Here is a 25,671-nt window from a genome sequence, read left to right on the forward strand (position 1 = left end):
CCTAGCCTCCCAGCATTTTGCCCACCAGCGCCGCGGGCCTTGCTTCCTGTTGCAGCTGGTCGAAGGTGCATTGGCGCGGCGCCTTGTCCGGCCGCCAGCGCAACAGCTTGGTGCCGTGCCGGAACCGGTTGCCGGTCACGTGGTCATACCGCACCTCCACCACAAGCTCAGGCTTGAGCGGCTGCCATTCCGCCGAACGCTCGGTGCTCCACCGGCTAGGCCCTCCCGGCGCATCCCCGGTAAAGCCCGGCGGCGCGACCAGCTTTTCCAAGCGCTTGGTCAGGGCCGGCCGCTCCGCATTGGATATCGTCGCGGTGAAGCCTACATGGTTGAGCCGGCCGGCATCGTCATAGAGTCCCAGCAGGAGGGAACCGACCTGATCCGAGTTCTGGCCGTAGCGGAAGCCGCCCACCACACAATCGGCACTGCGCAGGCGCTTGACCTTGAGCATGGTCCGCTCGCCGGGCTCATACGGGCCATCCAGCCGCTTCGCCACCACCCCATCCAATGCGCCGCCCGCCTTCTCCAGCCATTCCCGCGCCGCACTGACCTCACGACTATAGGGCGAGAGGCGCAATCCATCCTGCTTCCCGGCCGCCTCGAAGAAGGCTTCGAGCGCCGCCCGCCGCGCCGGCAACCGCTCGTCCATCAGCGAGCGCCCATCGGCGCCCAACAGCATGTCGAACAGGATATAGATGGCGGGCGTCTCGGCGGAGAGCCTGCGGATGCGGCTTTCCGCCGGGTGCAGCCGCATCTGCAGCGCGTCGAAGGACAGGCTGTCGTCCAGTGGCACCGCCAGCTCGCCGTCGAGCACGAACCTGTCTGCCGGAAGCGGCCGCAGCATGGCGACCACCTCGGGGAAATAGCGTCCCAAAGGCTTGCCTGATTTCGCCCTCAACTCAACCTCACTCCCGGCGCGGAACGCCAGGCAGCGAAACCCGTCCCATTTCGGCTCGAACTGCCAGCCCGCTTCCTCCGGCAGCGCGTCAACCGAGGCCGCTTCCATCGGAACGGTGGTGACCGGAACGGCGAGGTCGGCAAGGCCGGTCATGGCCGCCGATCCGGCTTCAGCATTCCCTCTGCTCGGCCCGCGTTCGGCCGCGGCAGATCCAAATGCAGGCAAACGGCCGCGGCGATATCCGCGAAGGTGTCGCGTCGGCCGAGGCTGCCAGCAGCAGCCGAATGCCCATAGAGCAGGATGGGCGTCAGCTCACGGGTATGGTCGGTGCCCGGCCAGGTCGGATCACAGCCATGGTCAGCCGTGATCACCAGGAGGTCGCCGTCGTCAAGCCGCTCCGTCAGCGCCGGCAGCCGCTGATCGAAGGCTTCCAGCGCGGTCGCATAGCCCGGCAGGTCGCGGCGATGGCCATAGACCGTGTCGAAATCCACGAAATTCGTGAACATGAGGCCGCCATCGTGAAGTTGCGCCAGCCCCTCCAGGGTCCGATCGAACAAGGCGGCATTCCCGCTCGCCTTCAGCACCCGGCCGGTGCCGGAATGGGCAAAGATGTCGCCGATCTTGCCCACCGAGATAACATTGCGCCCTTCCGCCGTGGCAATGTCTAACACTGTCGGGAGCGGCGGCTTCACTGCATAGTCCCGGCGGTTGCCGGTGCGTTCGAAATTAGCGCGCGAGGAGCCGACGAAGGGCCGCGCGATTACCCGCCCGATCCCCAGCGCTTCCGTCAGGGGCTGGGCGATTTCGCACACCCGGTAGAGCCGGTCGAGCCCGAAGCTCTCCTCGTGGGCGGCGATTTGGAACACGCTGTCGGCGGAGGTGTAGCAGATGGGCTTGCCCGTACGCATGTGCTCCTCGCCGAGCGAGGCAATGATGGCGGTGCCCGACGCATGACAATCGCCAAGAATGCCGGGAAGCTCCGCCCGGCGACACAGCTCCGCCACCAGCTCGGGCGGAAAGCAGGGCGACGTGCGCGGGAAATAGCCCCAATCGAACGGCACCGGCACGCCGGCGATCTCCCAGTGGCCCGAAGGCGTGTCCTTGCCCTTGGACCGCTCCACCCCAAAGCCGTAACGGCCGCGCGGCCGGCCATTCGCCGAAAGCCCGGGCGGGCAGGTCCCGGTCGCCATCGCGCAGGCCCGGCCTAGCCCCATGGCATCGAGATTGGGCAGGGCGAGGGGCCCTTGCCGGCCCCCTGCCACGTCACCCGCCCCACGGGCGCAACCCTCGGCAATGTGGCCGATCGTGTTCGCCCCCGCATCGCCATAGGCGGCCGCATCGGGGGCCGAGCCAATCCCGACCGAATCCAGAACGAGGATGATAGCCCGGGGCATGGGCACGTCCTTCTGCTCAAGCCTAAGCTCAACGTCCGCGCGGCGGCTGGCGTTCCTCGCCACCCGACCGCTGCAGCCAATAGGCAGCCCCATCCCACAGCCGCAACAGGCGCTCCCCGGCCACGTTCAGCCCGAACCCGTTCTCCCGGCCAAGCGCTTCGAGCTCTGCACGATCGCGCCCATCATCGCCGCGATAGGAATAGTTGAAGATCACCAGCGAACCGCCGGGTCTCAGCACCCGGGCCGCTTCCGTCACATGCGCCCGCGCCAGATCGGAACCGGCATCAACGACATACGGGAAGCTGTCCACCGCCAGCACCACGTCGAACCGCCCATCCGCGAATATGCCGAGACCCTGCCGCTCGCCCTGCACCACGGTGACGTTGCCGAGCCCAGCGCAGCGCCGCCGCGCTTCGGCCACCATGTGTGGCGAGATGTCCAGCCCTACAACACACCCCATCTCGCTCGCGAGCGCACGGAGAAAGCGGCCGATGCCACAGCCGATTTCGAGCACGGCCCGGTCTGGCCCGAGCAGACGCCACGATCTGAGCAGATCCACCACCTCGGTGGTCGCAGCATCGAGAATATCGGCCCGCCCGAGCGAGTAAAGCGCGACGCTCGCCTCGGGGGAGAGCACCGCGGCACGATCGAAAGCGCTGGCCCACCCGGCCGTTCCCTTGCCCGCCTGCTCGGTCGCCTGCACGGCTTTCACCGTATGATAGGCTCCGGGTGTGCTCTCCCACAGCCGGAGCGCCGCGATCAGGTTGCAACGCTGATCCGCTGGAACGGCAGCCGAGAGCGCATCCTCCAAAACGCCACGCGCAAGCTCCGGCGTTTCGGCCCACAAGAACAGCTGCATCAGCAGCAGGTTCGGCCCGATCCGCCCCTCCGCACAGGCCTGCAGCACGGTGCGCACCGGCTCGCTAACCTCTCTTGTCACCTCACGCGTGGACATGGGCGTCAACCCGGCGGAAGACGCGCCGCTGCGTCCACTGCTCCGCCGCGCCCCATTCGAACTTGTAAGGCTCGTCGCCGCGCAGGAAATGGAAGCGCTCGGCCCCGTCGCGCACCGCCTGCTCGATGGCATGGCCGATCAGCAGCGTGCCCGGGCTCTCGAAGGCGAAATCGGGGTTGAAGCCGCCGAGATAGGCATAGGCATGTCGCCCACGCAAGAATCCGTAATAGATGCCGGCGGTCGCACCAGTGATGCTCAGACGGTAGATCCGGGCAATACCCGCCTCGTTGAGCCGCCGCATGGCCATGCGATGGAATTCCCGCGCACGGGCATTGGCGAGCACAGCGGTCTCACCGTGGTGATGCCAGCGGGCGCGATGGAATTCAAGCAAGGCGGCGAATGCGTCATCCGTGTCCTCCGACCCGATCCGCTCGATGGCAACCGGGCCGCGGCGGCGCGCCCGATTTCTCGCCATGCGCAGCTTGCGCCGCTTGCGGGGAGGTATGACCTTCGCCAGCGCCTCCACACTGGCCGGCAGGCTCAGTACCGGGCAGATGCTCTGGGCGACGGTTTCGTCCTGCATGCCGGAAGGACGTGCCAGAGAAAGACCAGCTGCGCCGGACAGCAATTCCGGCAGTTCCCATTCGTGCCAGCTCAGGTCCGAGCGCAGGATGTGGCTGACCAGTGCCGAGGACCCAGCCTCCGCACAGGCGGGATCGACAAGCAGGTCGAGATAGTCGCTCACCGAAATGCCAAGGGGCAGCAGCCGCTTCCCGAGCGGCCCCACCTCGCGGTAGAGCGGCGCCATGCCGACAAGTCGATCACCCCACCGCGCCGTCACCACGAACAGATCGCCGGGCGCGAACACCTCCCACCAGGTCACGAGCCAGTCCGGATGCTGAAACGGCGTGGCCGTGGGAACCCGCTCCCAAAGCGCGCGCCACTCCGCAACCAGCCCTGGTAACTCGGCATCTCTCCGATGGTCCGCCACGGCAATGGTCATGGTACGCTCCCGGCCGCAGCCGCCGGCTCCGAACGGGCAAGCCGCCGATAGAGGTCGAGATAGCGCGCGACCATTTGCTCCACCGAGAACCGTGCCTCGGCCACTGCCCGGCAGACTGCCGGATCGATTTCCGCCACGCCCCCGATGGCCGCCGCCATCTCCTGCTCGTCCCGCACGAGAAATCCGGTGCGGCCGTGTTCCACCGTCTCGGCAAGCGCGCCCGTGCCCATGGCCACCACCGGCGTGCCGGCGGCCAAGGCCTCCCGCGCCACCAGCGAACTCGTCTCCGGCGCCAGCGAGGGAACGAGCACGCAGCGAGCCGCCGCCAGCAGCCGCTGCTTCTGCGCAAAGCCGACCGGCCCGATGAATCGCCGCCGATGGTCGAGCCGCGGCACCACCTCCTCCTCGAAATAGCGGCGGTGATCGGGATAGTCGAACACCTGACCCGCGATCAGCAGCGAGACATTGGCCCGCTTCGCCGCCTCAATCGCCACGTGGATGCCCTTCTCTGGACAGATCCGCGACAGCACTAGGCAGAAGCCGCTCTTGGCCGACGCGGTCACGGCATCAGGAATCGGCACCCCATTTTCGATCGGCGCCAGCAGGCCCGGCACGCGCGGACAAGCCTCGTGCTGCTGGCGGGAGACGCAGTTGAACCACGTGTCCGGCCGCAAGGGCCGCAGCGCTTCCGCCGGATACCACGATATGGGCATGTGCAGCGTCACCAGCACCGGCAAGCCTGGCGGCGGTAGATAGTTCGAGAAGTCCAGTCCATGCATGTGGATGAGATCCACCGGCCAGCGCCGCAGGGCCAGAGCAACGGCACGGCGCTGCGCCTCATAGGCTTGGCCCCGCGTCTGCTCGTCAGCGGGATCTGTAAAGGCCGACACTGGCATGAGCACGCCGGACGCCCGTGATCCTTCGCACGCGACCACGATCGACCGGCATCCCGCCGCAGAGAGCGCTTCATCCAGATGGCTGAGCACCTGCTCGGCGCCGCCCACTGCGTCCCGGCTGACCGGCGCGAACGGATAGGCGACGCTGAGCACGGTGAGGCTCATGCCGGCGCGCCCTCCAGACCCAGGTCCGCCAGGGCTTCGGCCGCCAGCACCAGCCAGCGCGCCCCGGTCATGCCCCAGTCATGATCCTCATAGAGCAGGCGGCCCCGGTTCGGCAGGTGCCGAAAATCATAGGCCGGCGCCCACCGGAACCGTTCCTGTTCGCACGGGAATTGCGACAGCATCCGCGCCTGGGTCTGATGCGCCGCAACCATACGGCCTTTCAGGACACGCGTCTCGTCATCCAGCGAGATCGTCAGCCCTTCCGGGCCATCGGGGAAGCGCTGCACCACCATGCCATTCTCGCCGAGGTGGTAGAGAGGCATTTCGATGATCCCCAACTCCCACCCCTCTCGTCGCATCAGCGCCGCCGCCGCATGGACGGCGAAGGCGGTGGCATCATGATCGGGATGGCCGCCCTCATAGGCATGGGTCAGCATCAGCGTGATTTGACGCGCGCGGAGCACCCCTGCCAGCGTCCGCGACAGCGCCGCCAGTGAAAGCGCCGCCTGCTGGTCCGGAATACCCAGTCGCACCACATCAGCCACATCGACTTTGGCCAGCCCGAGCGCCCGGTCGAGCTCCCGCGCCCGCGCCGCCGCATAGGCCTCGGCCGAGGCAAAGCCATGCGCTTTGGCACCCGAGTCTTTCCGCGGCGCGCCATCGGTTGCAACGATCGCCGTGACCCCGCGCAGGCGGGCGAGTAACGCACCGCAGCCGATGGTCTCGTCATCTGGATGGGCCGTAATCACAGCCACATGCCGCGCATTGATGATCGCCCGCGGATCCGCAATGACCTCAAGAAAATCCTGCGCGGCAATGGGGTCCGCCTCATCATCCACAATGCGCGCTGCGCCCGACATCACGCCGGCCCTACCCCACCGCCGCCGCGCGCGGCTGCCAGTCCCGCGCCGTGCCGTTCACGTAGCGCCGGATCATGGCCGCGCAGAACTCGGCAAATTCCTCCGGCACCAGCGGCGCGCTGGTATGGTGGGGCGCAATTCCCCGGTGCTCCGGCGTGAAGCAGAAGGTCAAGGTCACGTCGAAATCGGCCAGCGCCTCCATCTGCCGATCGAACCAGGCCAGGGCATTGGGCCTGAAGCTGTCCGCCCAAGAGAGCCCTGTGCGCAGATGCCGAACCCCCAGCCGCTTCATCCAGGCAACCGCTTCATCCAGCCGATGGTCCTCGAAATGGAACCACTGGCAGATACCGAGATCCGGGGTGAAGTCGCCGAAAGTTTCCAGCGCCGGCTTGGGCGAGCCGTCCTCACGCAGGATTCCCATGTAGAAGTGGCGGTAGTAGGAGGAACCTTCCGCCTCCTTGTGCCGGGTGGTCGCACCCCAGGCTTGCGGCAGGTCATACAAGCTATACCAGTGGATGCGCTCGGTCTTGCCGACCAGCAGCTCCGCGGTGCGCCTCAGACCCCAGACCTGCACTTCCTCGGCACCGAAGGTGGAGATGCCGACTTCCGTCACCCAGACGGGCAGTTTGGTCACCGCCCGGATCTCGTCGATCTTGGCCGGCCATTCGTGGATCTGCCAAAGGTTCCAATCGAGTGGGAAGCCATGCACCGCCACCACGTCCACATGGTCGAGCACACCCTTGCCGGTCATGTTCTGGATGAACAGCGGGTCGATCGGAGAAATGCCGCCCAGTACACGCATTACTCCGGGTGCCTCAGCGCGGATGGCCTGGCCTGCCAGCACGGCCATTTCACCGAAACGGCTCCAGTCGGGATCGATTTCCGGGTCCCAATGCGACTTGTTGTTGGGCTCGTTCCAGATCATTGCGGCTTCGATCATGTCTGCGGGTTCCTCGCTGGGTAAACGGCTCCGGCCCCGTGGGGCGCTTCAACGCGGCGGCAGATAAAGACCTCCTCTTCCGGATGATCCTCGATGGCAAAGCCGGCGCTGCGCAGCATCGCTTCTGCGCAGGCGGCATTGGGTACCCACCAATTGGTGGGATCATCGGCATAGGAATGCTCGATGAAATACAGCTTGGGATAGCTGGGCCGGTGAAAATGATCGGTGGCGGAGAAAGGATAGTTCACCTCGACCGGCTCGATCTCCCGGCTGCCCCGCTGCATGGACTGGAACACCAGGAGATCCCCGGCCACATGCTCGTGGATCAGATCCAGCGCCAGCAGCGGATGCCGCAAATGATAGAGCACGCCCATGAACAGCACGATGTCGAACCGCTCGCCGAGCGCGCCGACATCATAGACCGACAGCTGGCGAAATTCGATATCGAGCCCATGCACCTCGGCGGCGAACCGCGCCTGAGCGAGGTAGTCCGGGTCGAAATCGATGCCGACCACCCGGTCCGCCCCGCGCCGCTTCATTTCGATCGAATAGAAGCCGCCGTTGCAGCCGATATCGAGCACCGTCTTGCCGGCAAGATCCGCCGGGATGGCACTGCCGAACTGGCGCCACTTCACATTGGGATAATCGCCAAGGAAGTGATCCGGCGCCGTATGCACGCCCTTCAGATCGATATTGTGGAACCATGGCCCCAGCGCCCGCGCCCGCTCCTGGATTTCGGCCGTGGTCAGCTCCCGCACGCCCATCACAGTCTCTCCCTGCTCCTCTCCTCCGCCGCGCCGGCGGGAATGGCGGCAGGCGCCCGCACCAGACCACGTCCCCGCCGCGCCATACGATGAGCGCCCGTGCGGCGCAGGAGGGTCATCGCCGAGCGGTAGCCATTGAACGTCCCCACATCCACATAGGAGCGGCCGGCCTTGACCCCGATCGCGCGGCCACCCCGGGCGATGTATTCGTTGACGAGTGTGCCGATGAATTCGTCTTGGGCCTCGCGCTCCAGCCACAGCGCCTTGAGCTCGTGCAGGATGCGCCCGGGCATCTTGAACGCGCCCCAGATCCAGTTGGATGAGGCATCCGGCCGCTTCACCTGGATTTCCAGCACGTTGCCATGCTCGTCCAGCCGCACCGCGTCGAACAGCTCGGGCTTCTCGACCGGAAAGAGGAGGAACGAGAGCGCATCATCCGGAAGGTCCGTCAGCGCCGCCTCCGGGAACCACACTGTGTCCGGCAGCCCGATCACCACCGGCTCATCCGGCGCCAGCAGCGGTGTGGCTCGAAAGATCGAGTCACATAAGCCCGTCGCTTGCGGCTGTACCACATAGGCGATGGTCGCCGGTCCATAGGCGCTGCCGTAATATTCGATGATGTCGGTCTTCCCCGGCGAGATGACGAAGCAGATCTTGTCCGCACCGGCCCGGATCATCCGCTCCACCAGATACTCGCTCACCGCGCATGGCCGCTCCGTTCCGCCATCCATGCGACTGCCCACGGGCAAGAGTTCCTTGGAAAAGGCGAGAGGCTGAATGCGGCTGCCTCGTCCGGCAGCGGGAATGATGCCCCACATCTTAAGCCTCCATTGAAAGCTGCTGGCGCGCCTCGGATGGACGCTCGCCCAGCAATGCAACCAGCTCGCGGGCTCGCCGTTCCGAGGTGTGTTCCGCAAGCACGCGCTCCCGGGCGTCAGTCGCCATACGCGCAAGCTCCGCATCGGAAAGGTCGAGAGCTGCCGTTACGTCCTCGGCCCGTTCAGCCACCAGGATCTCGCGGCCCGGCGTGAAGAAATCGCCGAGCCCGTCCCAGGTGTCGGAGATGAGCGGAGCTCCGCAAGCGGCGGCCTCGAACAACCGGCCGGAGGGACACCAGCCCATGTCGGCCATGGCGCGGCGAGTGACATTCAGAGTCAACCGGGAGGACGCGAAGAACGCCGGGTGCTCCGATGGCGGTAGATGGCGCACGAAATAGATGTTGTCGGTCCAGGGGAAATCGATTGGATACTGCGCACCGGCAATCAGGAACCGGTGATGTGGCCGCTGGCGCGCCGGCTCGATGAGCAGCTTGCCCAGCGTCTGCTGGCGGTCGGCCGCATAGGTGCCGATATAGGACAGGTCCGCCCGGTAGGCCTCCACCGGCTGCGCCGGACAATGCACCTCCGGGTCCACATGCCCATAGAGCGGCGCCACCCGCCGTGCGCCGAGGCGCGATTGCAGCTCCTGCAGCGCCGCGCCGCCGGTATAGCTGAGCACGAGGTCGAAGTCGCGGAGCTCCCGCGGGCCGATATAGGCCACCGGCTCACCCTGGCCCAAATTCGCAAGGGTCACCGGCGTGTCGAGATCATAGAACACGTGCAGCGGCCGTCGGGCATCGAGCAGCATATCACCCGCGGCCAGCGCATCTGGGCAGTAAGATGTGACGATCGCCGCATCCGCCAGCGCCAATTCGCGCTTGGCACGCCCGCTGATCTCCGCCCAGTCCTGGTACAGGATCAGCGCGCCGCCCGGCAGTTCCCACAGGTCGCGGTTATGGGCGTAATACGGCACGTCGCGTTCGAAGAACACCACGCGGTGTCCATGGGCGTGCAAGGCACGGCACAACCCGCGCCACAGAGTGGCGTGGCCGTTGCCCCAGGACGAGCTGATGGTCAGTCCGAAGATGACGATGTTCATGGGAGGACCTTCTCGTTGAGCGCGAGCACTTTGGCCCCCCACGCGCCAACCACCACGGTGCTGATCGAACCTGCATCGATCTCGATGCGGTCATAGGCATCGATAGGCATCATCATGAGGTGCAGAAGCGCGCTGCGGATCACGTCCCCATGGCTGACCAGCGCAACCCGCCCCCCGGGATGGTTCGCGGCGAGACGGTGAATATGGGTGCTGATCCGGGCCTGCGCCTCCAGCATGCTTTCACCGCCCGGTGGCTTGGTGGCGCTACGCCGCTCGTTCCAGGCAACCCAGTGGGGATCGGCCGCAAGCTCGTCGAAGGTCTTGCCGGTCCATGCCCCCATATCGATCTCATCCAGCGCTTCCACCGGCTGAACGGGAACCGATGCTGCGTGAGCGATGGCTTCCGCCGTCTCCATCGCGCGCAGGCGGGGGCTCGACTCGACGAAATCGAGGCCCTCGTCCGCCAATCGGCGGCCCAAGGCGGCGGCCTGAACGCGGCCTTCCTCGGAAAGGCTCACCTGTCCCATGCGACCGACCAATCTGTGATGGAGCGATCCATGCGCCGCATGCCTCACCAGGAATATGACTGTCGACACGCCGCCTTCCCGTCACGCCTCGCCTTCGATGAAGGCCAGCACGCGAGCGCGTGCCTCCTCGTCCGTGAACTGCTGGGGTGGGGATTTCATGAAATAGCTGGAAGGCCCGACCAGAGCGCCGCCCACGCGGCGGTCGAGGCCGAGCTTGGCACACCGCACCGCATCTACCACGATGCCGGCGGAATTGGGCGAGTCCCACACCTCCAGCTTCAGCTCGAGATTGAGCGGCACCCCGCCGAAGGCGGTGCCCTCCATGCGGATATAGGCCCATTTCCGGTCCGTGAGCCACGGCACGTGATCGCTAGGCCCCACATGGATATTCTCCGGCGACATGGGCACGTCGAATTGGCTGGTGACCGCCCGGGTCTTCGAGATCTTCTTGGACTCGAGTCGCTCCCGCTCCAGCATGTTGCGGAAATCCGTATTGCCGCCGAAATTGAGCTGGTAGGTGCGGTCGAGCCGCACGCCGCGCTCGCGGAACAGATTGGCCAGCACCCGATGCACGATGGTGGCGCCCACCTGGCTCTTGATGTCGTCCCCGATAATGGGAAGTCCACGTTCCTCGAAGCGGCGCTGCCAGTCGGGATTGGACGCGACGAACACGGGGATGCAGTTCACGAACGCGCAGCCGGCACTCAGCGCCTGCTCTGCATAGAACTCCGTCGCCTTCTGGGAGCCCACCGGCAGGTAGCACACCACCACATGGGTGCCCGAATCCCGCAGCACCTGGGCCACGTCGGCCACCGGTTCCTTCGATTCCGGCACCTCGTCGCGGATATAGCGGCCAAGCCCGTCGAGCGTCGGGCCACGCCGCACAGTCACCCCCAGAGGCTTCACCTCGGCAAATTTCTCGGTGTTGTTCGGCGCAACGAAGATTGCCTCCGCTACATCGCGGCCGACTTTGCCGGCATTCACGTCGAAAGCCGAGGCGACTTCGATGTCCCGTACGCGATAGCCGCCGATATCCGCGCGGCTCAGGCCCGGAATGGGAACGTTGTCGCGGGCGTCCGCATAATATGTAAGACCCTGGACGAACGAAGAGGCGCAGTTGCCGACTCCAACGATGCCAACCCTCACTTTCGGAGAGCGAACAGCAGCAGTTTCCATACCCTTCTCCCGTCAGCGAGGCGACTGCCACGCGGCAGACCGCACGTGTCCTGCCCAAGGCAGCACCACATGAGCCTTCGCAGAGCGGCATCGCGCCCCGCCAGGGAAAAGCGTATGTTGCTGAATTAGTTCCACGCGGCTTAAGGCAGGCCGCGTGCCTGCAGGAGGGCGAGATCACCGTCCGTCTGGAAAGAACTCGACGTGGCTGTCGCCGGTCCGGCCATAGTAGACCGCCCGCTTTCCGAGCAGCGAGACGAAATAGCCGGTGCACCCCGCCGCCGCGATCCGGCTGCAGAATGTGAGGTAGTCGATCGCCCCTGCCTGAACATCACGGATGGCTGCCTCGACTGCAGCGCCGGAGAAGGTCGCTGGGGCGGCCGTATTTGCCGCGTGGCACGGAACCACTTCCGAGGTGTCGTCCGGCATGTAGTAGGTCTTTTCGGCCCGGACCAGGTCGGCGTGGTAGCGCTCTACACCAGCCGCGGCGAGAGCCTTCACCACATCGCCGAAATTGAGCCGGCCGCTGTCTGAGCCTTCCGTGCAGTGGCGAACCACGGCTTTGGTAGCCTCCTCCATTTCGCTCCTCCTGGTCGTATTCGGAACTCAGTCCACAGGAACGGCCCGCAGGCCCTGCCGTCTGACGATGTCGCGCATCACCCGCTCGATCGTCGTCCGTTCACTCTGATCCAGGTGGCCAAAGAATTCGGCATCGTTCTGGTCGGCCAGCGCGGCAAGGACCGGCACCAGGCGCCGCCCCGCTTCCGTGAGCGCCACCGCCTGGAAGCGACGGTCGGTTTTTCCTGCGGAGCGGCTGACCAGGGTCTTCGCTTCGAGCCTGTCGACCAGCTTCGAGATCGCGCCTCGCGTCATCCCGAGCCGCTCGGCAATCGCGCTCGGCACCAGCTGCTCCTCGTCATAAAGCTCGCGCAGGACCACCCATTCGGCCACGGTCACCCCTTGGGACGCGACTTTTCGCCGGAATGCGTGCGACACCTGGTTCGAAACGAAGCGCAACCAGTAGCCGAGATGGGACTCCAGAGGGCTGATCTGCGTCATCGACATCACCACCATGTCGTTTCCTAGGAAACCATTTAATCATTTCCTTGTCAACTGTTTTGCGTTCGAGACGCCGGTTGCCGTTCGTCCTACACTCGTCCGAGCGATTGCCCCTTGCCGGGTACCTTTGAGAACGCGGGAGTGCCGAATGAATATCGTTTTGATTTATGGCACGGCGGCGCCTGCTGGCCGACTGGCCAAAGCCATGCGCGCGGTGACTGAACGCATCTGGCCTGCGGATGGTGCCCATGCCACCGTGATCGATCTGGCGGAAATCAGCCTGCCGTTTGCCGGCGCTACACCATGGGATCGCCTGTCCGATCAGGTCCGCGAGGCCATCGAGACCGTTGTAGCGGCCAACGCGGTCATCATCTTTTCGCCGGTCTACCGAGCGAGCGCGCCCGGCAGCCTGAAGAATTTTCTCGATCTCTTGCCCGTGGAGGCCTTTGAAGCCAAGCCGGTGGCCATAGTCGCGATGGGTGCGACGCACCATCATTTTCTCGCCGTCGAGGCCGACTTGCACCCGATCCTGTCGTGGTTCGGCGCAATCCTGCTGCCGAGCCTCTATCTCTCGTCCGCCTCCTTCGAACAAGGCGAGCTGACTGGGAACACCGCAGACGACCTTGCGGCCTATACCTCGAGCGTCTTGGACGCCGCACGCCGTCTGCACGGCTTGCGATTCATGCCGAGGCCGCTGGCCGCGGCAAAGCCGTGAGGCCGCACGCGAAGCAACGTCGCACGCGCTGTCTGCTGCTCAGGGAAATGGTGCCGCCTGCGTGACTCGAACACGCGACCTACGCATTACGAATGCGCCGCTCTACCGGCTGAGCTAAGGCGGCCCAAAATCAAACACGCCCTGAACGGGTCGGAGGACCCGACAGATACTCCCTCGACCATGAAATGGCAACCCGCTCGCGATGATCAACAGGCGATTATCGCGGCAAGGTGCTGCCCAACCACTCCGGCTGCCGCTTCTCGTCGGCATCGGTCTCGCCGTCCGGCTCGGGACCGGGGTCATCCGGCTGTTTTTCCATGCCGGACTGGCCCTTGGCGACCACCTCCGGTGTGAGTTCGCCAAGATCCGGGTAGGGAATGACGACCGGTGGCGGCACCACGGCCGACGCGGGCGAGGGGACGGCCGCAACCACGACCGATTTTGCCGGCCTCTCCTCCGTGGCCGGCTCGGGCCGCCCTGGGTCTGCTGGTGCGGGAGGTGGCGACGAAGCACCCGCCGTTGCGGTGGGCGAGGCCGCCGAAGCCGCTTCCTCCGAAGGTGAATGCTCGATGGCTTCCGCGGGCCGGGCGGCCGCTTCCTCCGCCGGCAAGGTTGGTCCGATACCCTCGACCGGCCGTTTCCACACGAAGGCATCCAGCTCGCCGGTCACCGGCGAGACCGGCAGCCAGACCTCGGACACATGGCCATCCGCAGTCCAAGCAGGGTCGCGCGGCGCCGAAACCGCCCGCGCCAGCCACTCGCGCTCCTTGCCGCGGTCATCGTGCTCCAGCCTTTCGATCTCGGCCATCAGCAGGCAAATGCCGGCGCTGGGATGATGGTCGAGATAGGGCGCCAGCGCCTCGCGCGCGCTTCCAAAGTCCCGTGCCTCGATGGCGGCCCGCGCCAATGCCACGGCGCCCTCCTCGCCGCCCGCCTTCTGGCCGATCAGCAGGCGCACCCGCCTCAGTCTATCCTGAGCGGAATCCCCCGGCCGCACATGCGCGTAAGCCTCGGCAAGGTCGCGATGGGGATTGTAACCCCAGGTCTTCTCGATCATGCGCATGGCCTTGCGCACGCTGCCGCGCTGAGCCAGAAGCCGCGCTGCAACCAGAACCGCCGGCACCAGCTCGGGCGCATCCTTATGCGCCTTGGTGGCGAGCCGCAGCGCCTCGTCCTCGTTGCTGGGCTCGAGCGCCATGGCTTCGGCCGTCTCGGCAACCGCGCGCTTGCGCTGGGCTTCGGCTGTCGAGATGAGCCCGGCCCGGCGTTGATTCTCGATCAAGGTCACCACGCCCGGCCAGTCCTGCTGGGCGGAATGCACGGCCAGCATGGCGTTGGATGCCCAGGGCAGGTCCGGCTTGATACGGGCCGCGCGTTCGGCAAGCCGCCGCGCTTCCGCAAGGTTGCCCGCCTGGCGCGCCTGGTTGAAGAGACCCCGCAGGCCCAAAAGCTCCGTTTCGCGATTGCGCAGCATGCCTTCGAAGATCTGACGTACGCTGGTGGCATTCCCTTCGAGCTGAGCCGTCTGCGCCTGCAGCAGCTTGACCAGCGGCTCGTCCGGAAGGTTGCGGGCTGCGATCTGCGCCTGCCGTTGCGCCCCATGAAGATCGCCTGCACCGATCGCGATGATGCCGCGGCTCAAGGCGCGATGACCCTTGCGCCGCCGCCGGTGCCCAAAGAAGTCCGATACAGCGGCAGGAGCAAACACCAGCCTTCGCAGCAGAGACCACAGAAGGGCAATGGCGGCCATGAGCGCCAGCAGGCAGAAAACCGCGGCGATCATTGGCATCTGGATGTGATAGCCCAGCCAGACGATGTTCAACGTGCCGGGGCGATCCGCAAGCCAAGCTATTCCGGCAGCGATCAGCGCGATGATGATGAACCGGAAGATGATTGGCCACATGAAGACGCCCTCAGTTCATGCTTCCGGACATGGTCTGGATCTGCTCCAGCGCCTGGCTGGTTACGCGCGCGAGCGCTTCGTCGGCGTCGCTGCGCGCGCGAGCCGCCTGCATCCAATCCGCCAAAGCCGGAGGTGGCGCGGCACCGGCTGCCTGCGCGATCCGCATGGCGGCGGCATAGTCACCCGCACCGACATAGGGCTGCATGCGCCCGGTCACCTCGAGCCAGTCGACTTCGTCCACCGGGCGGACCTGCACGATGCTCCTCAACCGATGCACAAGGGCATCCCAGGTGCCGGAAGCCGGTTCAGGTTCTGATCGCGCGGCAGCCTGTTCCAGGTTCTGGCGAATAGTGGCAAAGCGCTGCTGCAGGGTTTGGTGCGTGGGCACGCCTTGATCCGCATAGGGCTCGAGCCGCTCGAGTTCCGGGGAGCCGCCGATCCGATTCCGTAGCGAATCGAAGTCGTTTCGGAACGGCTCGCCATTGGCAAGCTTGCTGCGCAGAGAGTCGAGGGAAGCGGCGATCGCCGTCGCGGCGGCGGCGCGTTCTGCCTCCCGTTGCTGCTCGGCTTGCAGCCTGGTCTGCAGGGTGTGTTCCAAGGCCTCCAAGCGCTGGGTCAGTTGGCTCAGGCTCTGGCCCGCCGCACCGGTGTCGTTCTGCGCTTGCCGCAGCATGCCGAGCTCCGACTCCACGGTCTGGAGCCTTGCCGCCGCCGCTTCTGTCGCCTGGCGCAGCTCGGCAATCGCATCGGCATTGGCCGGCGACGCGGACGCGCCGCTCTCGCGCAGCTCGGTCAACGCACTATCCAGCCGCTGCGCCAGCGCGCGCGCATCGTCGACCCTGGCACGCACGTCATTGACGTCCTGTCGCAGGCCCGTCGCCGCTTCCTCCACCGTCGTGACCCGGGCCTTCAGGGATTCCAGCGCCTCCGAAAACGTATCCAGCCGGTTCCGGTTGTCGCGGGCGGCTTGTTCGAGGGCGGGCAGACGTGCCAGCATGTCCTGAATTTGCGGGCTCGGGAAATAGTCGTTCCCATACGTGCGATAGAGCAGGATGCCGCCGAGCAGGCCGGCGGTGAAGAGCAGGGCGGCAATGCCCCCGCGCAGCCATTGGCGGACGCGGGCATCGCCATCCTCCCCTGCCTCCGGCGGCGGCGAGCCGTCGCCTCCCGCCAGATCCTCTTCGCCGGCACCGACATTGCCCTCCGTCGTTTCAGCCGGCTTGTCTCCCGTCGCCGTCGGCTGAGCTGCGGCGGCATCGTCCGGCTGCGGCCCGGCCTTGACACCGATCGAAGCTTCGGGCTCGGCATCCTCGGAGCTGCTCGCGGCCGCAGCCGCAGGCTTGTCGGGCTTGATCTCCGTCGCCCTGAGATCGATCACCGGCGGCCGACGGCCCGGCCGGTCCTGGCCGCCTTTGCTATCGCGCTCGTCGTTATATGCCATCGCTCTCTCGAATCCGCCCCGAAGGGATGTTGGCTGTCAGCAATCGCTGCTCAGACCGCGTTGATCCGGTTCATAATACTGTCCACGCTGGGTGCTGCAGCAACAATAACGCGCAACGGCACAGTGCACCCGCAGCCGACCGCCTCGGCAACCGCGTTCGAAAGGCAGAAATGGGTAACGCCGACAAGCCGCTCGGCAAGTCCGGCTTGGCTAACGAGAGAACACCAGATTCGCGCCGTGCGCGCGGACAAGAGCACCGCCCCGTCCAACTCGTGTCGCGACAGGGCGGCAGCCACGCCCTCCGAAAGACGGTCCGCGGGGCGCGCTTCATAGACCACGCGCTGCACCACCCCGAAGCCCCGGGCCTCGAGATCCGACTTGAGGTCGCGGGCGATATGCTTGCCCGATGCATAGAGCACCGGCCCCTTCTCCGGCGAAAGACGGTCACCGGCGAGCGAAAGAAGCGAGCCCGCATCCCCGCCTGCCGCCGTCACGTTGCGAAAGCCGGATCCAGAGGCGGCAGCCGCCGTTTTCTCGCCGACCGTCAGCACCGGAATCCCGTGCAGGAAAGCGAAGCCCGCGAGCTGCCGGGCCGCATGGGCGCTCGACAACAGAATGGCCTGGTAGGGCAGATCGGGTATTTGAGCCGAGGCGGGCACGATATCGAGCAGCGGTTCGATCAAGATACTGTGGCCCGATCGTTCCAGACGGTCTGCCAAAGCGACGGCATCCTTTCGCGGACGGGTAATGACTAGGCGCATGCTAGCCGCCCTCCGTGAAGAATGCCTTGCCCGCGTCCCGCAGGATCTCCTGTGCCGCGTCCTGCCCGAGGGATACCGCATCGGCGGCGGAACCATGCCGCTCCACTTCGTATGCACTGCTTCCATCCGGCGCCAGCACCATGCCCCGGAAGGAAATCGCGTCGGCCGTCAGCCGGCACAAGCCGGCGATCGGCGTCCGGCACGAGCCGTCCAGGAGGGCCAGGAAGGCACGCTCGCAGGCAACCTCAGTTGCGGTGCGGCGGTCATCGAGAGCCTCAACCAGCTCGGCCATCCGCGCGTCCCCAATGCGCATCTCGATGCCGATTGCGCCCTGCGCCACCGCAGGTAGCATCTCTTCCGGCTCGATGAGGGCCGTGATCTCCCGCTCGAGCCCAAGGCGGCGCAGGCCGGCGCTCGCAAGCAAGGTCGCGTGCACCAGGCCGGATCTGAGCTTGGCAAGGCGGGTATCCACATTGCCGCGGAACTCGACCATCTCTATGTCCGGACGCAGCCGGCTGATCTGAGCGCGCCGGCGCACCGATGACGATCCCATCACCGCGCCATGCGGCAGGTCGCGGATGCGCGGCGCTACCGGGCTTAAGAAAGCATCCCGCGGGTCTTCCCGGGGCAGCATCGCGCCAATGGTGAGACCGTCCGGCAAAACGGAAGGCATGTCCTTCATGGAGTGAATTGCGAGATCGATGCTGCCATCGAGCAGCGCAATTTCGATTTCCTTGGTGAACAAGCCCTTGCCGCCGATCGCGGCGAGCGGCCGGTCCTTCACTCGATCTCCGGTGGTGGTGATCGGAACGATGCTGACCTCGTCGTCGGTGAGACCATGCGCCTGCATCAGCCGGCGCTTGGTTTCCTCCGCTTGCACCAGCGCGAGCCTGCTGCCACGGGTGCCGATACGAATGGGAATGGTTTGCAACTGTGCCGTTTCCGATGCTAGTGGCTGTGAGCGACACTTTGGTCTGTAAACAACGCTTTGATTTGAGAAAGCGCATCCTGGCCGTGAACGCAATGCCGATGCCGATACCGCCTGTCGAGACCGCCGCCGCAAAAGCCGTGCGAGGCCGCGGCGGCTCGCTCACTGTCTTGGGTATCGAGAGCTCGTGCGACGAGACCGCCGCGGCCGTGATCCGCCGCGAACCGGGCGGCGCGGCAACTGTGCTGGCCGACCTCATTCTGTCTCAGAACGAGGATCATGCGCCCTTCGGCGGCGTGGTGCCGGAGGTTGCGGCGCGCGCTCATGTCGCGCATCTCGACCGGCTGGTCCGGCAGGCGATGGACAAAAGCGGCCTTGATTTCCCCGACCTGGACGGCATCGCCGCGACCGCGGGTCCCGGCCTTATCGGCGGGCTGCTGGTCGGACTGACCATGGCGCGCGCCATCGGCCAGGTGCACGATCTGCCCGTCCTGCCGATCAACCACCTGGAAGGCCATGCGCTCACCGCACGCCTGACCGACGGCCTGCCATTTCCTTATCTTCTGCTGCTCGTCTCCGGCGGGCACACTCAGCTCGTCATCGTCGAGGATGTCGGCCGCTACGCCCGGCTCGGCACCACGATCGACGATGCGCTGGGTGAGGCCTTCGACAAGACCGCCAAGCTGCTGGGACTTGGCTATCCTGGCGGCCCGGAGGTTGAGCGCCGTGCCCGGGCCGGCAACCCCGAGCGATTCCCCTTCCCAAGACCGATGGTGGGACGGGAAGGCTGCGACTTCTCCTTCTCCGGGCTCAAGACCGCCATCCGCCGCGCCGCGCAGGCAGCCATGCCACTCTCTGATCGCGACATTGCCGATATCTGCGCGAGCTTTCAGGCGGCAATTGCCGACTGCGTGGCCGACCGCCTGCGGCATGCCATGCGTGCCTTCACCTCCCGTTATCCCGAGGTCGAGCAGCCGGCCGTGGTCGTCGCCGGCGGGGTCGCGGCGAATGCGGTCCTGCGCCAGGTCATGCTGGACGCGGCCGTCGAAGCCGGCTTCTCCGTCAGCATTCCGCCATTGAGGCTGTGTACCGATAATGCGGTGATGATCGCCTGGGCCGGCGCCGAGCGCCTTGCGGGGGGTCTGCTCGACACCGGCACGACCAATGCTCGGCCGCGCTGGCCGCTTGACCCGCACGCAGCGCCGGCCATTGGCGCGGGAGTGAAAGCTTAGGATGGCGCATTTTTAACAGCGGATCGAGCGGATGAGCGGAGCTGTGGCACGCATCGGCATTATAGGCGCCGGCGCCTGGGGGACAGCGCTGGCCTGCCTGGCACGCCAGGCGGGTGTCGATGTGGTTCTGTGGGCGCGCGAGCCCGAGGTGATCGACGCTATCAACAAACAGCACGAGAACACGCTCTTCCTGCCGGGCATCGCGCTCGACCGTGGTATCCTGGCCACCGGGGATCTCGCCGAAGCCGCGCAGGCCGACATACTTCTGTTGGTCTGCCCGGCCCAGGCCCTGCGGTCGGTAGGGCAGGACATGGCTGCGCATGTCGGACCGGACACGCCTGTCGCCATTTGCGCCAAGGGACTGGAGCGCGGCACGCACAAGCTGATGACGGAGGTTCTGGCGGAGGTCCTGCCGCAGGCCGAGCCCATGGTTCTGTCGGGCCCGAGCTTTGCCGCGGATGTGGCCCGCGGCCTGCCCACCGCTGTCACCCTCGCCGCCCGCACCCATGACAGGGCGTTGGCCGTGGCCGCGACCCTGGCCGGCCCAACCTTCCGCCCCTACATCGGCACCGATCTGATCGGCGCCCAGATCGGCGGAGCGGTGAAGAACGTGCTCGCCATCGCCTGCGGCATCGTTGAGGGCCGCAAGCTGGGCGACAGCGCCAGGGCATCGCTCATGACCCGCGCATTCGCCGAACTCACCCGATTCGGCCGCAGCTTCGGCGCCCACGCCAAAACGCTGGCTGGCCTCTCCGGTCTTGGTGACCTCATCCTCACCTGCTCCAGCTTGCAGTCCCGCAATATGTCGCTGGGCTATGCCATCGGCGAGGGCCGATCGGTGGACGAGGTGCTGGGCGAGCGGCGCTCGGTCAGCGAGGGTGTGTACACGGCCGGGGTCGTCGTGGAGCTGGCCGAGCAGCGCGGCATCGATATGCCGATCGCACGCGCCGTGCATGGCATCGTGGAAGGACGGCTCACGGTCCAGCAAGCGATCGAAGATCTGTTCAATCGGCCGCTGAAGGCCGAGTTTGAACCTGGCTAGTCAAGGGAGGGAGACATGGCCCATTTCGTCATCCTGTGCACCGACGTTCCGAACTCAGCCGAAAAGCGCAACGGTGCCCGGCCCGCGCATCTCCAGTATCTCACCAGCCTCGGCAGCAAGCTGCGCCTGGCCGGACCGTTCATGGCGGACGACGGCAAGACCATGACCGGCAGCATGCTGGTGGTCGAGACCGATACGATCGAGGAGGCCCGCCAGATTGCCGCCGGCGACCCTTACGGTCCCGCCGGTGTTTTCGCGGAAGTGGAGGTAAAGCCTTGGAAATGGGTGATCACCGACGGTAAGCTCGGCTGAGCGGAGGGCCACCCCTATGGCATACTGGTTGTTCAAGACCGAACCGAGCTCCTGGTCGTGGGACGATCAGAAGCGCAAAGGCGCCGCCGGCGAACCCTGGACCGGCGTGCGCAACTTCCAGGCTCGGAAGAACATGATGTCCATGAAAGTGGGCGATCTCGGCTTCTTCTATCACTCGGTCGAGCAAAAGAGCATCGTCGGCATCGTCCGGGTAAGCGCCGAAGCCCATCCGGACCACACGGCCAGCGAGGGCCCATGGCAATGCGTGGACGTGGTCGCGGTTTGCGACGTTCCCAATCCGGTCAGCCTCGACGCCATCAAGAAGGAACCGAGGCTGAGGGACATGGTGCTGGTCAAGAACGCCCGGCTCTCGGTTCAGCCTGTCACGCCCGACGAATGGGAGCTTATCTGTCGCATGGGTGGCGTGTCGAAGATACCACAGTGATGCCTGGCCGCTACCCGATAACCCGCTGATTCCATTCCGATTTTACTCCTGTGCAACCAGGCGCCGCAGCTGCCTCATATTGGGAATTCAATCCTGGGTTGAAATACCTGCCCTATGAACGCATCTTCGCCCAGGACGTTTCACACTACCGCAGCATTGGTCGCGTATGGTCCCGCCGCACTGAGGGGACGAGTGGTGCGCGCTATCGGCAAGCGGGCTTGTCAGGAGAAGGATATGAATCCGAGGAACATTTTGTTCTTGTGCGATGACAACGCGGCCGGCAGCCTCATGGCAGAGGCCATCGTCAACGCCGCCGGCAGCCGTCACTTCAAGGCATTCAGCGCCGGATTCGAACCGGCGGCGGCGGCCGACCCCGACGCTCTGGACATCATCGCCCAAGCGGGCATCCGCGCCCGCGGACTACGGCCCAAATCCTGGCGGGAATTCGCCGGCCCGCCTCCTATGAAGTTTCATTATGCCGTCCATTTGGGCCAGCGGAAAAGGCCCGAGCTTGCAGCCTTGGACGATGATTCGCGCTTGCTGCATTGGCCGCTGCTCGACCGGCCGATCGGCGCCGGCCTCGGCTCGAGTCGCAAGGCCGCATTCCTCGACCTGTTCGCCGAAATCCGTCAGCTTGCGGAATCGGTTTTCCTGAGGCCTGCCCGGGCGGCAACCGCCCGTGAGCCCATTCCACTGCCCGCTCAGCAGCCAGATCGCGCCTTGTCGAGGATCACTGCCGAAGAGCGCTGCTGATCAGCGCGCGCGTATCAGCAGCCCACTCCTGCAACAGGCTGGTCGGTGTGGGCCGCGGGGTCCGCAATCGACCCGCCACTTCATTGTACTCGATGCGCAGCTCCGCCCCATATTTCTGGGCCAGCCTGCGCATTCTGAGATTTTCCAGCGCGCAAATCGTATAGATCGTCTCGATATAGCGGTTCTGCGCCGAGACGATCGCCCGACGCATCAATTCGGTGCCGATGCCCCGGCCGCGGAACGGCTTCTCGACCGCAAAAGCGGCTTCTGCCTCGAGCGGGAGCCCATCCAGGGTCGGCTGTAGCTCGCCCGTGCCGCGGAGTTCGCCATCCACGAAACATCCCTCGACAATGCCGGGCCATCGCAACGCCTTGCGCGCATGCTCCTCCAGGAACCGGTCGGAAACGGCCGTCCCGAAGCGGAAATGCTTCGCCTCCGGGTCCAAGCGCTTGAGGTGCTCGGCCAGTCGGCCAACATCGTGAAGCCCAAGCTTTCGATACGAGACCCTCGACGATTGCTGGGATGTGATCCTATCTTTACTCATGGCGCAGGTCGTGGACGTCAGTGGACCCGTGGGTTTCGGTCCAAGCCATGCCTGGATATGATGCTGCGGTGCACAATTTCAAGGCGAATGGGAATGCCCGGCAGGAACAGCTTACCTTTGCGTCAATATGTCCGCAGGCATGTCCGGCTTGCCGTTTGGCCACAGGGAAGCTACGGTCCGGCCACATCCAGGAAGGTGCGGGTCTGAGCGAGGACAGAGATGGTTAAGGAAATCGGCCACTTTATCGGCGGCAAGCGGGTCCCCGGAACCAGCGGCAATTATAGCGACGTCTTCAACCCCAATACCGGCGAGGTCCAAGCCCGTTTGGCCCTTGCCAATCTGAAAGAGCTGGACCACGCGGTACAGGTGGCCAAGGCCGCACAGCCTGCCTGGGCGGAGAAGAACCCGCAGGTGCGCGCCCGGGTTCTCATGAAATTTCTCGATCTCCTCAACAAGGAGAAGAACAGCCTGGCCGAGATGCTCTCCCTCGAGCACGGCAAGACCATTCCCGATGCGCATGGCGACATCCAGCGCGGGCTCGAAGTGGTCGAGTTCGCCTGCGGCATCCCGCATCTGCTGAAAGGCGAGTTCAGCGTCGGTGCAGGCCCCGCCATCGACATGTATTCGATGCGCCAGCCATTGGGCGTCGTCGCCGGCATCACCCCGTTCAACTTCCCCGCCATGATCCCCATGTGGAAATTCGCGCCCGCGCTGGCTTGCGGCAATGCCTATATCCTCAAGCCCTCGGAGCGTGATCCCTCGGTGCCCATGCGGCTTGCCGAGCTGCTGGTCGAAGCCGGCCTGCCTGAGGGCGTCTTGAATGTGGTCAATGGCGGCAAGGAGGTGGTTGACGGCATTCTGGACCATCCGGACATTCAGGCCATCGGCTTTGTCGGCTCGACCCCCATCGCGGAATATGTCTATGCGCGCGGCACCGCGCACGGCAAGCGCGTGCAGGCCTTCGGCGGCGCCAAGAACCATATGATCATCATGCCCGATGCGGACCTGGATCAGGCGGTGAACGCGCTGGTCGGCGCCGGCTACGGCTCGGCGGGCGAGCGCTGCATGGCGATTTCGGTTGCTGTGCCGGTCGGCCAGAAGACGGCCGATGCGCTGATCGAGCGCCTTGTGCCGCGGGTCGAGGGTCTCAAAGTAGGCCTCTCCACCGATCACGACGCCGATTTCGGCCCGCTCGTCACCCGGCAGCATCGCGACAAGGTGAAGGACTACGTGAACATCGGCGTGGACGAGGGGGCGAAGCTGCTCGTTGATGGCCGCAACTTCACGATGCAGGGCTACGAGAACGGCTTCTTCATGGGCGGCTGCCTGTTCGACCACGTCACCCGCGACATGCGCATCTATAAGGAAGAGATCTTCGGGCCGGTCCTGTCGGTTGTCCGTGCGAAGGACTATGAGGACGCTCTCTCCCTGCCCAACGAGCATGAATTCGGCAATGGTGTCGCCATCTTCACCCGCGACGGCGATGCGGCGCGCGACTTCTCGACCCGCGTCAATGTGGGCATGGTCGGCGTCAACGTGCCGATCCCCGTGCCGCTGGCCTATCACACCTTCGGCGGCTGGAAGCGCTCGGGCTTCGGCGACCTGAACCAGCACGGGCCGGACTCGATCCGCTTCTACACCAAGACGAAGACGGTCACGTCCCGCTGGCCGTCGGGCATTAAGGACGGCGCCCAGTTCATCATGCCCACCATGGCGTGAGGCCCTGAGAGGCGGGCATCGTTGACCAGAAACACCCAGACGGTGCTGGAGTGCTACCGCGGCCACGTGGCTGCGGGCGCGCTCGAGCCTGATCCGCACCAGGAGAAGGTCGTCGAGCGGCTGGATGCCCTGGCCCGGGCGCTGCGGAGCTACCGTCCGGGCAAACGGGCCAGGGGCCTGCGCGGCCTGTTCGGGAATCGGGCTGAGCCTCCCAAGGGCATCTACATCTACGGCTCGGTCGGGCGGGGCAAGACCACCCTGATGGACCTGTTCCTGTCGGCCGTGCAAGTGGAGCGGAAGCGCCGGGTGCACTTTCATGCCTTCATGCAGGATGTGCACGAGCGCATCCATCGCCATCGTCAGGCCGTCAAGCAGGGCACCGCGCGTGGCGACGATCCGATCCCCCCGGTGGCAGAGGCCTTAGCTGCCGAGGCGGAACTGCTCTGCCTGGACGAGTTCCAGGTGTCGGACATCACCGACGCCATGATCCTCGGGCGGTTGTTCGAAGCCCTGCTCGGCGAGGGCGTGGTGGTGGTCGCCACTTCCAACACGCCCCCGCGCGACCTCTATGAGAACGGGCTCAATCGCAACCTGTTCTTGCCCTTCATCCGCCTCATCGAGGAAAAGCTGGACGTCCTCTCGCTCGATGGTGATACGGACTATCGCCAGCGCCACGCCACCGGCGAGGACGTCTATCTCTCGCCGCTCACGCCGCGCACGGCCGCACGCATGGATGCGCTCTGGACCAGGCTGGCCGCGGGCCGGGAGCAAGGCCCGCGCACCCTCACCGTAAAGGGCCGCCAGGTCGTGGTGCCGCAAACGGCGCCCGGCATGGCGCGCTTCCGCTTCTCCGATCTCTGCGAGAAGCCACTGGGCTCCGGCGACTACCTCGCCATCGCGCGGCACTTCGGCATCGTGTTCATCGACGACATTCCCGTGCTGAACCAAACCAAGCGGAACGAAGCCCTCCGCTTTATCAAGCTGGTGGATACCCTCTACGATAACCACATCCGCCTGGTGGCCTCAGCCGCGGCTGAACCCGACGAGATCTATCAGCGCGGCGATCACGCCAGCGCGTTCCAGCGCACCGCCTCGCGGCTTCAGGAAATGAGATCGGCCGAATACTGGGATTCGGGTCGGGAAAGACCCGGCCTTCTGCCGATGGAACAGGGCGACCCGACCCCTGTTCCATGACAGCCCCGCTTCGCCTGATCCCCGCTTGCATGCGACAGGCAATCGCGTTACATGACCGGCACTTTCGCGGCGCAAAACGACCAAGCCGCGCTGCGCCGCGCACCCGGAACGAAACTTGAGGCGGAACCAGC

Annotated in this window: 27 protein-coding genes and 1 tRNA gene; 8 read left to right on the forward strand and 20 right to left on the reverse strand. The window is 65.6% G+C overall.

The window, feature by feature from the left end; genetic code table 11:
- Position 1: 1 nt before the first annotated feature.
- The 14 genes from E4P09_RS05065 to E4P09_RS05130 form a co-directional block, all read right to left on the reverse strand.
- Positions 2-1,051, reverse strand: a complete 1,050-nt coding sequence (locus E4P09_RS05065; RefSeq protein ID WP_137388449.1) for an ATP-dependent DNA ligase — start codon at positions 1,049-1,051, stop codon at positions 2-4.
- The gene (locus E4P09_RS05070; protein ID WP_137388450.1) at positions 1,048-2,292 is read right to left on the reverse strand and encodes a phosphopentomutase; all 1,245 of its coding nucleotides are present in this window, start codon (positions 2,290-2,292) and stop codon (positions 1,048-1,050) included. The genes E4P09_RS05065 and E4P09_RS05070 overlap by 4 nt, the downstream gene beginning before the upstream one ends.
- Before the next feature lie 28 nt (positions 2,293-2,320).
- Complete coding sequence (locus tag E4P09_RS05075; protein ID WP_137388451.1) at positions 2,321-3,247, reverse strand: class I SAM-dependent methyltransferase; 927 nt, start codon at positions 3,245-3,247, stop codon at positions 2,321-2,323.
- On the reverse strand, positions 3,234-4,250 hold the full coding sequence (locus E4P09_RS05080) for a GNAT family N-acetyltransferase (protein ID WP_137388452.1): 1,017 nt from the start codon (positions 4,248-4,250) through the stop codon (positions 3,234-3,236). The genes E4P09_RS05075 and E4P09_RS05080 overlap by 14 nt, the downstream gene beginning before the upstream one ends.
- Positions 4,247-5,311, reverse strand: a complete 1,065-nt coding sequence (locus E4P09_RS05085; protein ID WP_137388453.1) for a glycosyltransferase family 4 protein — start codon at positions 5,309-5,311, stop codon at positions 4,247-4,249. The genes E4P09_RS05080 and E4P09_RS05085 overlap by 4 nt, the downstream gene beginning before the upstream one ends.
- Positions 5,308-6,171, reverse strand: a complete 864-nt coding sequence (locus tag E4P09_RS05090; protein ID WP_137388454.1) for a PIG-L deacetylase family protein — start codon at positions 6,169-6,171, stop codon at positions 5,308-5,310. Before E4P09_RS05090 ends, E4P09_RS05085 begins: the two co-directional genes overlap by 4 nt.
- A 10-nt stretch (positions 6,172-6,181) precedes the next feature.
- Entirely contained in the window at positions 6,182-7,111 is a 930-nt protein-coding gene (locus E4P09_RS05095; RefSeq protein WP_137388455.1) for a glycoside hydrolase 5 family protein, read from the reverse strand.
- Positions 7,108-7,875, reverse strand: a complete 768-nt coding sequence (locus E4P09_RS05100) for a TIGR04290 family methyltransferase (RefSeq protein ID WP_137388456.1) — start codon at positions 7,873-7,875, stop codon at positions 7,108-7,110. Before E4P09_RS05100 ends, E4P09_RS05095 begins: the two co-directional genes overlap by 4 nt.
- Positions 7,875-8,693 (reverse strand): sugar phosphate nucleotidyltransferase, encoded by an 819-nt coding sequence (locus E4P09_RS05105; RefSeq protein WP_137388457.1) that lies wholly within the window; start codon positions 8,691-8,693, stop codon positions 7,875-7,877. The genes E4P09_RS05100 and E4P09_RS05105 overlap by 1 nt, the downstream gene beginning before the upstream one ends.
- Position 8,694: 1 nt before the next feature.
- Positions 8,695-9,792: a CgeB family protein gene (locus tag E4P09_RS05110; protein ID WP_137388458.1), complete on the reverse strand. Its 1,098-nt coding sequence runs from the start codon at positions 9,790-9,792 to the stop codon at positions 8,695-8,697.
- Positions 9,789-10,388, reverse strand: a complete 600-nt coding sequence (locus E4P09_RS05115) for a histidine phosphatase family protein (RefSeq protein ID WP_137388459.1) — start codon at positions 10,386-10,388, stop codon at positions 9,789-9,791. The genes E4P09_RS05110 and E4P09_RS05115 overlap by 4 nt, the downstream gene beginning before the upstream one ends.
- Before the next feature lie 12 nt (positions 10,389-10,400).
- Positions 10,401-11,495: an inositol-3-phosphate synthase gene (locus E4P09_RS05120; RefSeq protein WP_137388460.1), complete on the reverse strand. Its 1,095-nt coding sequence runs from the start codon at positions 11,493-11,495 to the stop codon at positions 10,401-10,403.
- A gap of 174 nt (positions 11,496-11,669) precedes the next feature.
- A complete protein-coding gene (locus E4P09_RS05125) occupies positions 11,670-12,071 on the reverse strand; it encodes a DUF1398 domain-containing protein (RefSeq protein WP_137388461.1) in 402 nt (133 codons plus the stop codon).
- A 27-nt stretch (positions 12,072-12,098) separates the two neighbouring features.
- Positions 12,099-12,566, reverse strand: a complete 468-nt coding sequence (locus E4P09_RS05130) for a MarR family winged helix-turn-helix transcriptional regulator (RefSeq protein ID WP_239025028.1) — start codon at positions 12,564-12,566, stop codon at positions 12,099-12,101.
- Positions 12,567-12,699: 133 nt separating this feature from the next.
- Here E4P09_RS05130 and E4P09_RS05135 point away from each other — a divergent pair, with 133 nt between their 5' ends.
- On the forward strand, positions 12,700-13,266 hold the full coding sequence (locus E4P09_RS05135; RefSeq protein WP_170984234.1) for an NADPH-dependent FMN reductase: 567 nt from the start codon (positions 12,700-12,702) through the stop codon (positions 13,264-13,266).
- A 48-nt stretch (positions 13,267-13,314) separates the two neighbouring features.
- Here E4P09_RS05135 and E4P09_RS05140 read toward each other — a convergent pair.
- From E4P09_RS05140 to hemC, 5 genes are all read right to left on the reverse strand, one after another.
- Positions 13,315-13,390 (reverse strand) — tRNA-Thr (locus tag E4P09_RS05140).
- A 93-nt stretch (positions 13,391-13,483) separates the two neighbouring features.
- Entirely contained in the window at positions 13,484-15,169 is a 1,686-nt protein-coding gene (locus tag E4P09_RS05145; RefSeq protein WP_137388463.1) for a heme biosynthesis protein HemY, read from the reverse strand.
- A 10-nt stretch (positions 15,170-15,179) separates the two neighbouring features.
- Positions 15,180-16,610 carry a hypothetical protein gene (locus tag E4P09_RS05150; RefSeq protein ID WP_137388464.1) on the reverse strand — a complete coding sequence of 477 codons (1,431 nt, stop codon included), beginning with the start codon at positions 16,608-16,610 and terminating at the stop codon, positions 15,180-15,182.
- A gap of 50 nt (positions 16,611-16,660) precedes the next feature.
- The gene (locus E4P09_RS05155; protein WP_338048987.1) at positions 16,661-17,467 is read right to left on the reverse strand and encodes a uroporphyrinogen-III synthase; all 807 of its coding nucleotides are present in this window, start codon (positions 17,465-17,467) and stop codon (positions 16,661-16,663) included.
- Positions 17,373-18,302 (reverse strand): hydroxymethylbilane synthase, encoded by a 930-nt coding sequence (hemC, locus tag E4P09_RS05160; RefSeq protein WP_137388466.1) that lies wholly within the window; start codon positions 18,300-18,302, stop codon positions 17,373-17,375. The genes E4P09_RS05155 and hemC overlap by 95 nt, the downstream gene beginning before the upstream one ends.
- 98 nt (positions 18,303-18,400) lie before the next feature.
- On the opposite strand from hemC, the gene tsaD reads away from it, so the two are divergent.
- From tsaD to E4P09_RS05185, 5 genes are all read left to right on the forward strand, one after another.
- On the forward strand, positions 18,401-19,531 hold the full coding sequence (tsaD, locus tag E4P09_RS05165; RefSeq protein ID WP_137388467.1) for a tRNA (adenosine(37)-N6)-threonylcarbamoyltransferase complex transferase subunit TsaD: 1,131 nt from the start codon (positions 18,401-18,403) through the stop codon (positions 19,529-19,531).
- 31 nt (positions 19,532-19,562) lie between these two features.
- Positions 19,563-20,573: an NAD(P)H-dependent glycerol-3-phosphate dehydrogenase gene (locus E4P09_RS05170; RefSeq protein ID WP_137388468.1), complete on the forward strand. Its 1,011-nt coding sequence runs from the start codon at positions 19,563-19,565 to the stop codon at positions 20,571-20,573.
- Positions 20,574-20,588: 15 nt separating this feature from the next.
- Complete coding sequence (locus tag E4P09_RS05175; RefSeq protein WP_137388469.1) at positions 20,589-20,885, forward strand: YciI family protein; 297 nt, start codon at positions 20,589-20,591, stop codon at positions 20,883-20,885.
- Positions 20,886-20,901: 16 nt separating this feature from the next.
- Positions 20,902-21,330 carry an EVE domain-containing protein gene (locus E4P09_RS05180; RefSeq protein ID WP_137388470.1) on the forward strand — a complete coding sequence of 143 codons (429 nt, stop codon included), beginning with the start codon at positions 20,902-20,904 and terminating at the stop codon, positions 21,328-21,330.
- A gap of 234 nt (positions 21,331-21,564) precedes the next feature.
- Positions 21,565-22,083: an arsenate reductase/protein-tyrosine-phosphatase family protein gene (locus E4P09_RS05185; protein ID WP_170984236.1), complete on the forward strand. Its 519-nt coding sequence runs from the start codon at positions 21,565-21,567 to the stop codon at positions 22,081-22,083.
- Here the strand turns inward: E4P09_RS05185 and E4P09_RS05190 are convergent.
- On the reverse strand, positions 22,061-22,627 hold the full coding sequence (locus E4P09_RS05190) for a GNAT family N-acetyltransferase (RefSeq protein ID WP_137388472.1): 567 nt from the start codon (positions 22,625-22,627) through the stop codon (positions 22,061-22,063). The genes E4P09_RS05185 and E4P09_RS05190 overlap by 23 nt on opposite strands.
- Before the next feature lie 219 nt (positions 22,628-22,846).
- Here E4P09_RS05190 and E4P09_RS05195 point away from each other — a divergent pair, with 219 nt between their 5' ends.
- Positions 22,847-24,346, forward strand: a complete 1,500-nt coding sequence (locus E4P09_RS05195; protein ID WP_137388473.1) for a CoA-acylating methylmalonate-semialdehyde dehydrogenase — start codon at positions 22,847-22,849, stop codon at positions 24,344-24,346.
- Positions 24,347-24,367: 21 nt separating this feature from the next.
- Positions 24,368-25,540 (forward strand): cell division protein ZapE, encoded by a 1,173-nt coding sequence (gene zapE, locus E4P09_RS05200; protein WP_137388474.1) that lies wholly within the window; start codon positions 24,368-24,370, stop codon positions 25,538-25,540.
- The last annotated feature ends 131 nt before the right edge of the window (positions 25,541-25,671 follow it).

It is taken from the genome of Rhodoligotrophos defluvii (assembly GCF_005281615.1).
In the GTDB taxonomy this organism is placed as follows: Bacteria; Pseudomonadota; Alphaproteobacteria; order Rhizobiales; family Im1; genus Rhodoligotrophos; species Rhodoligotrophos defluvii.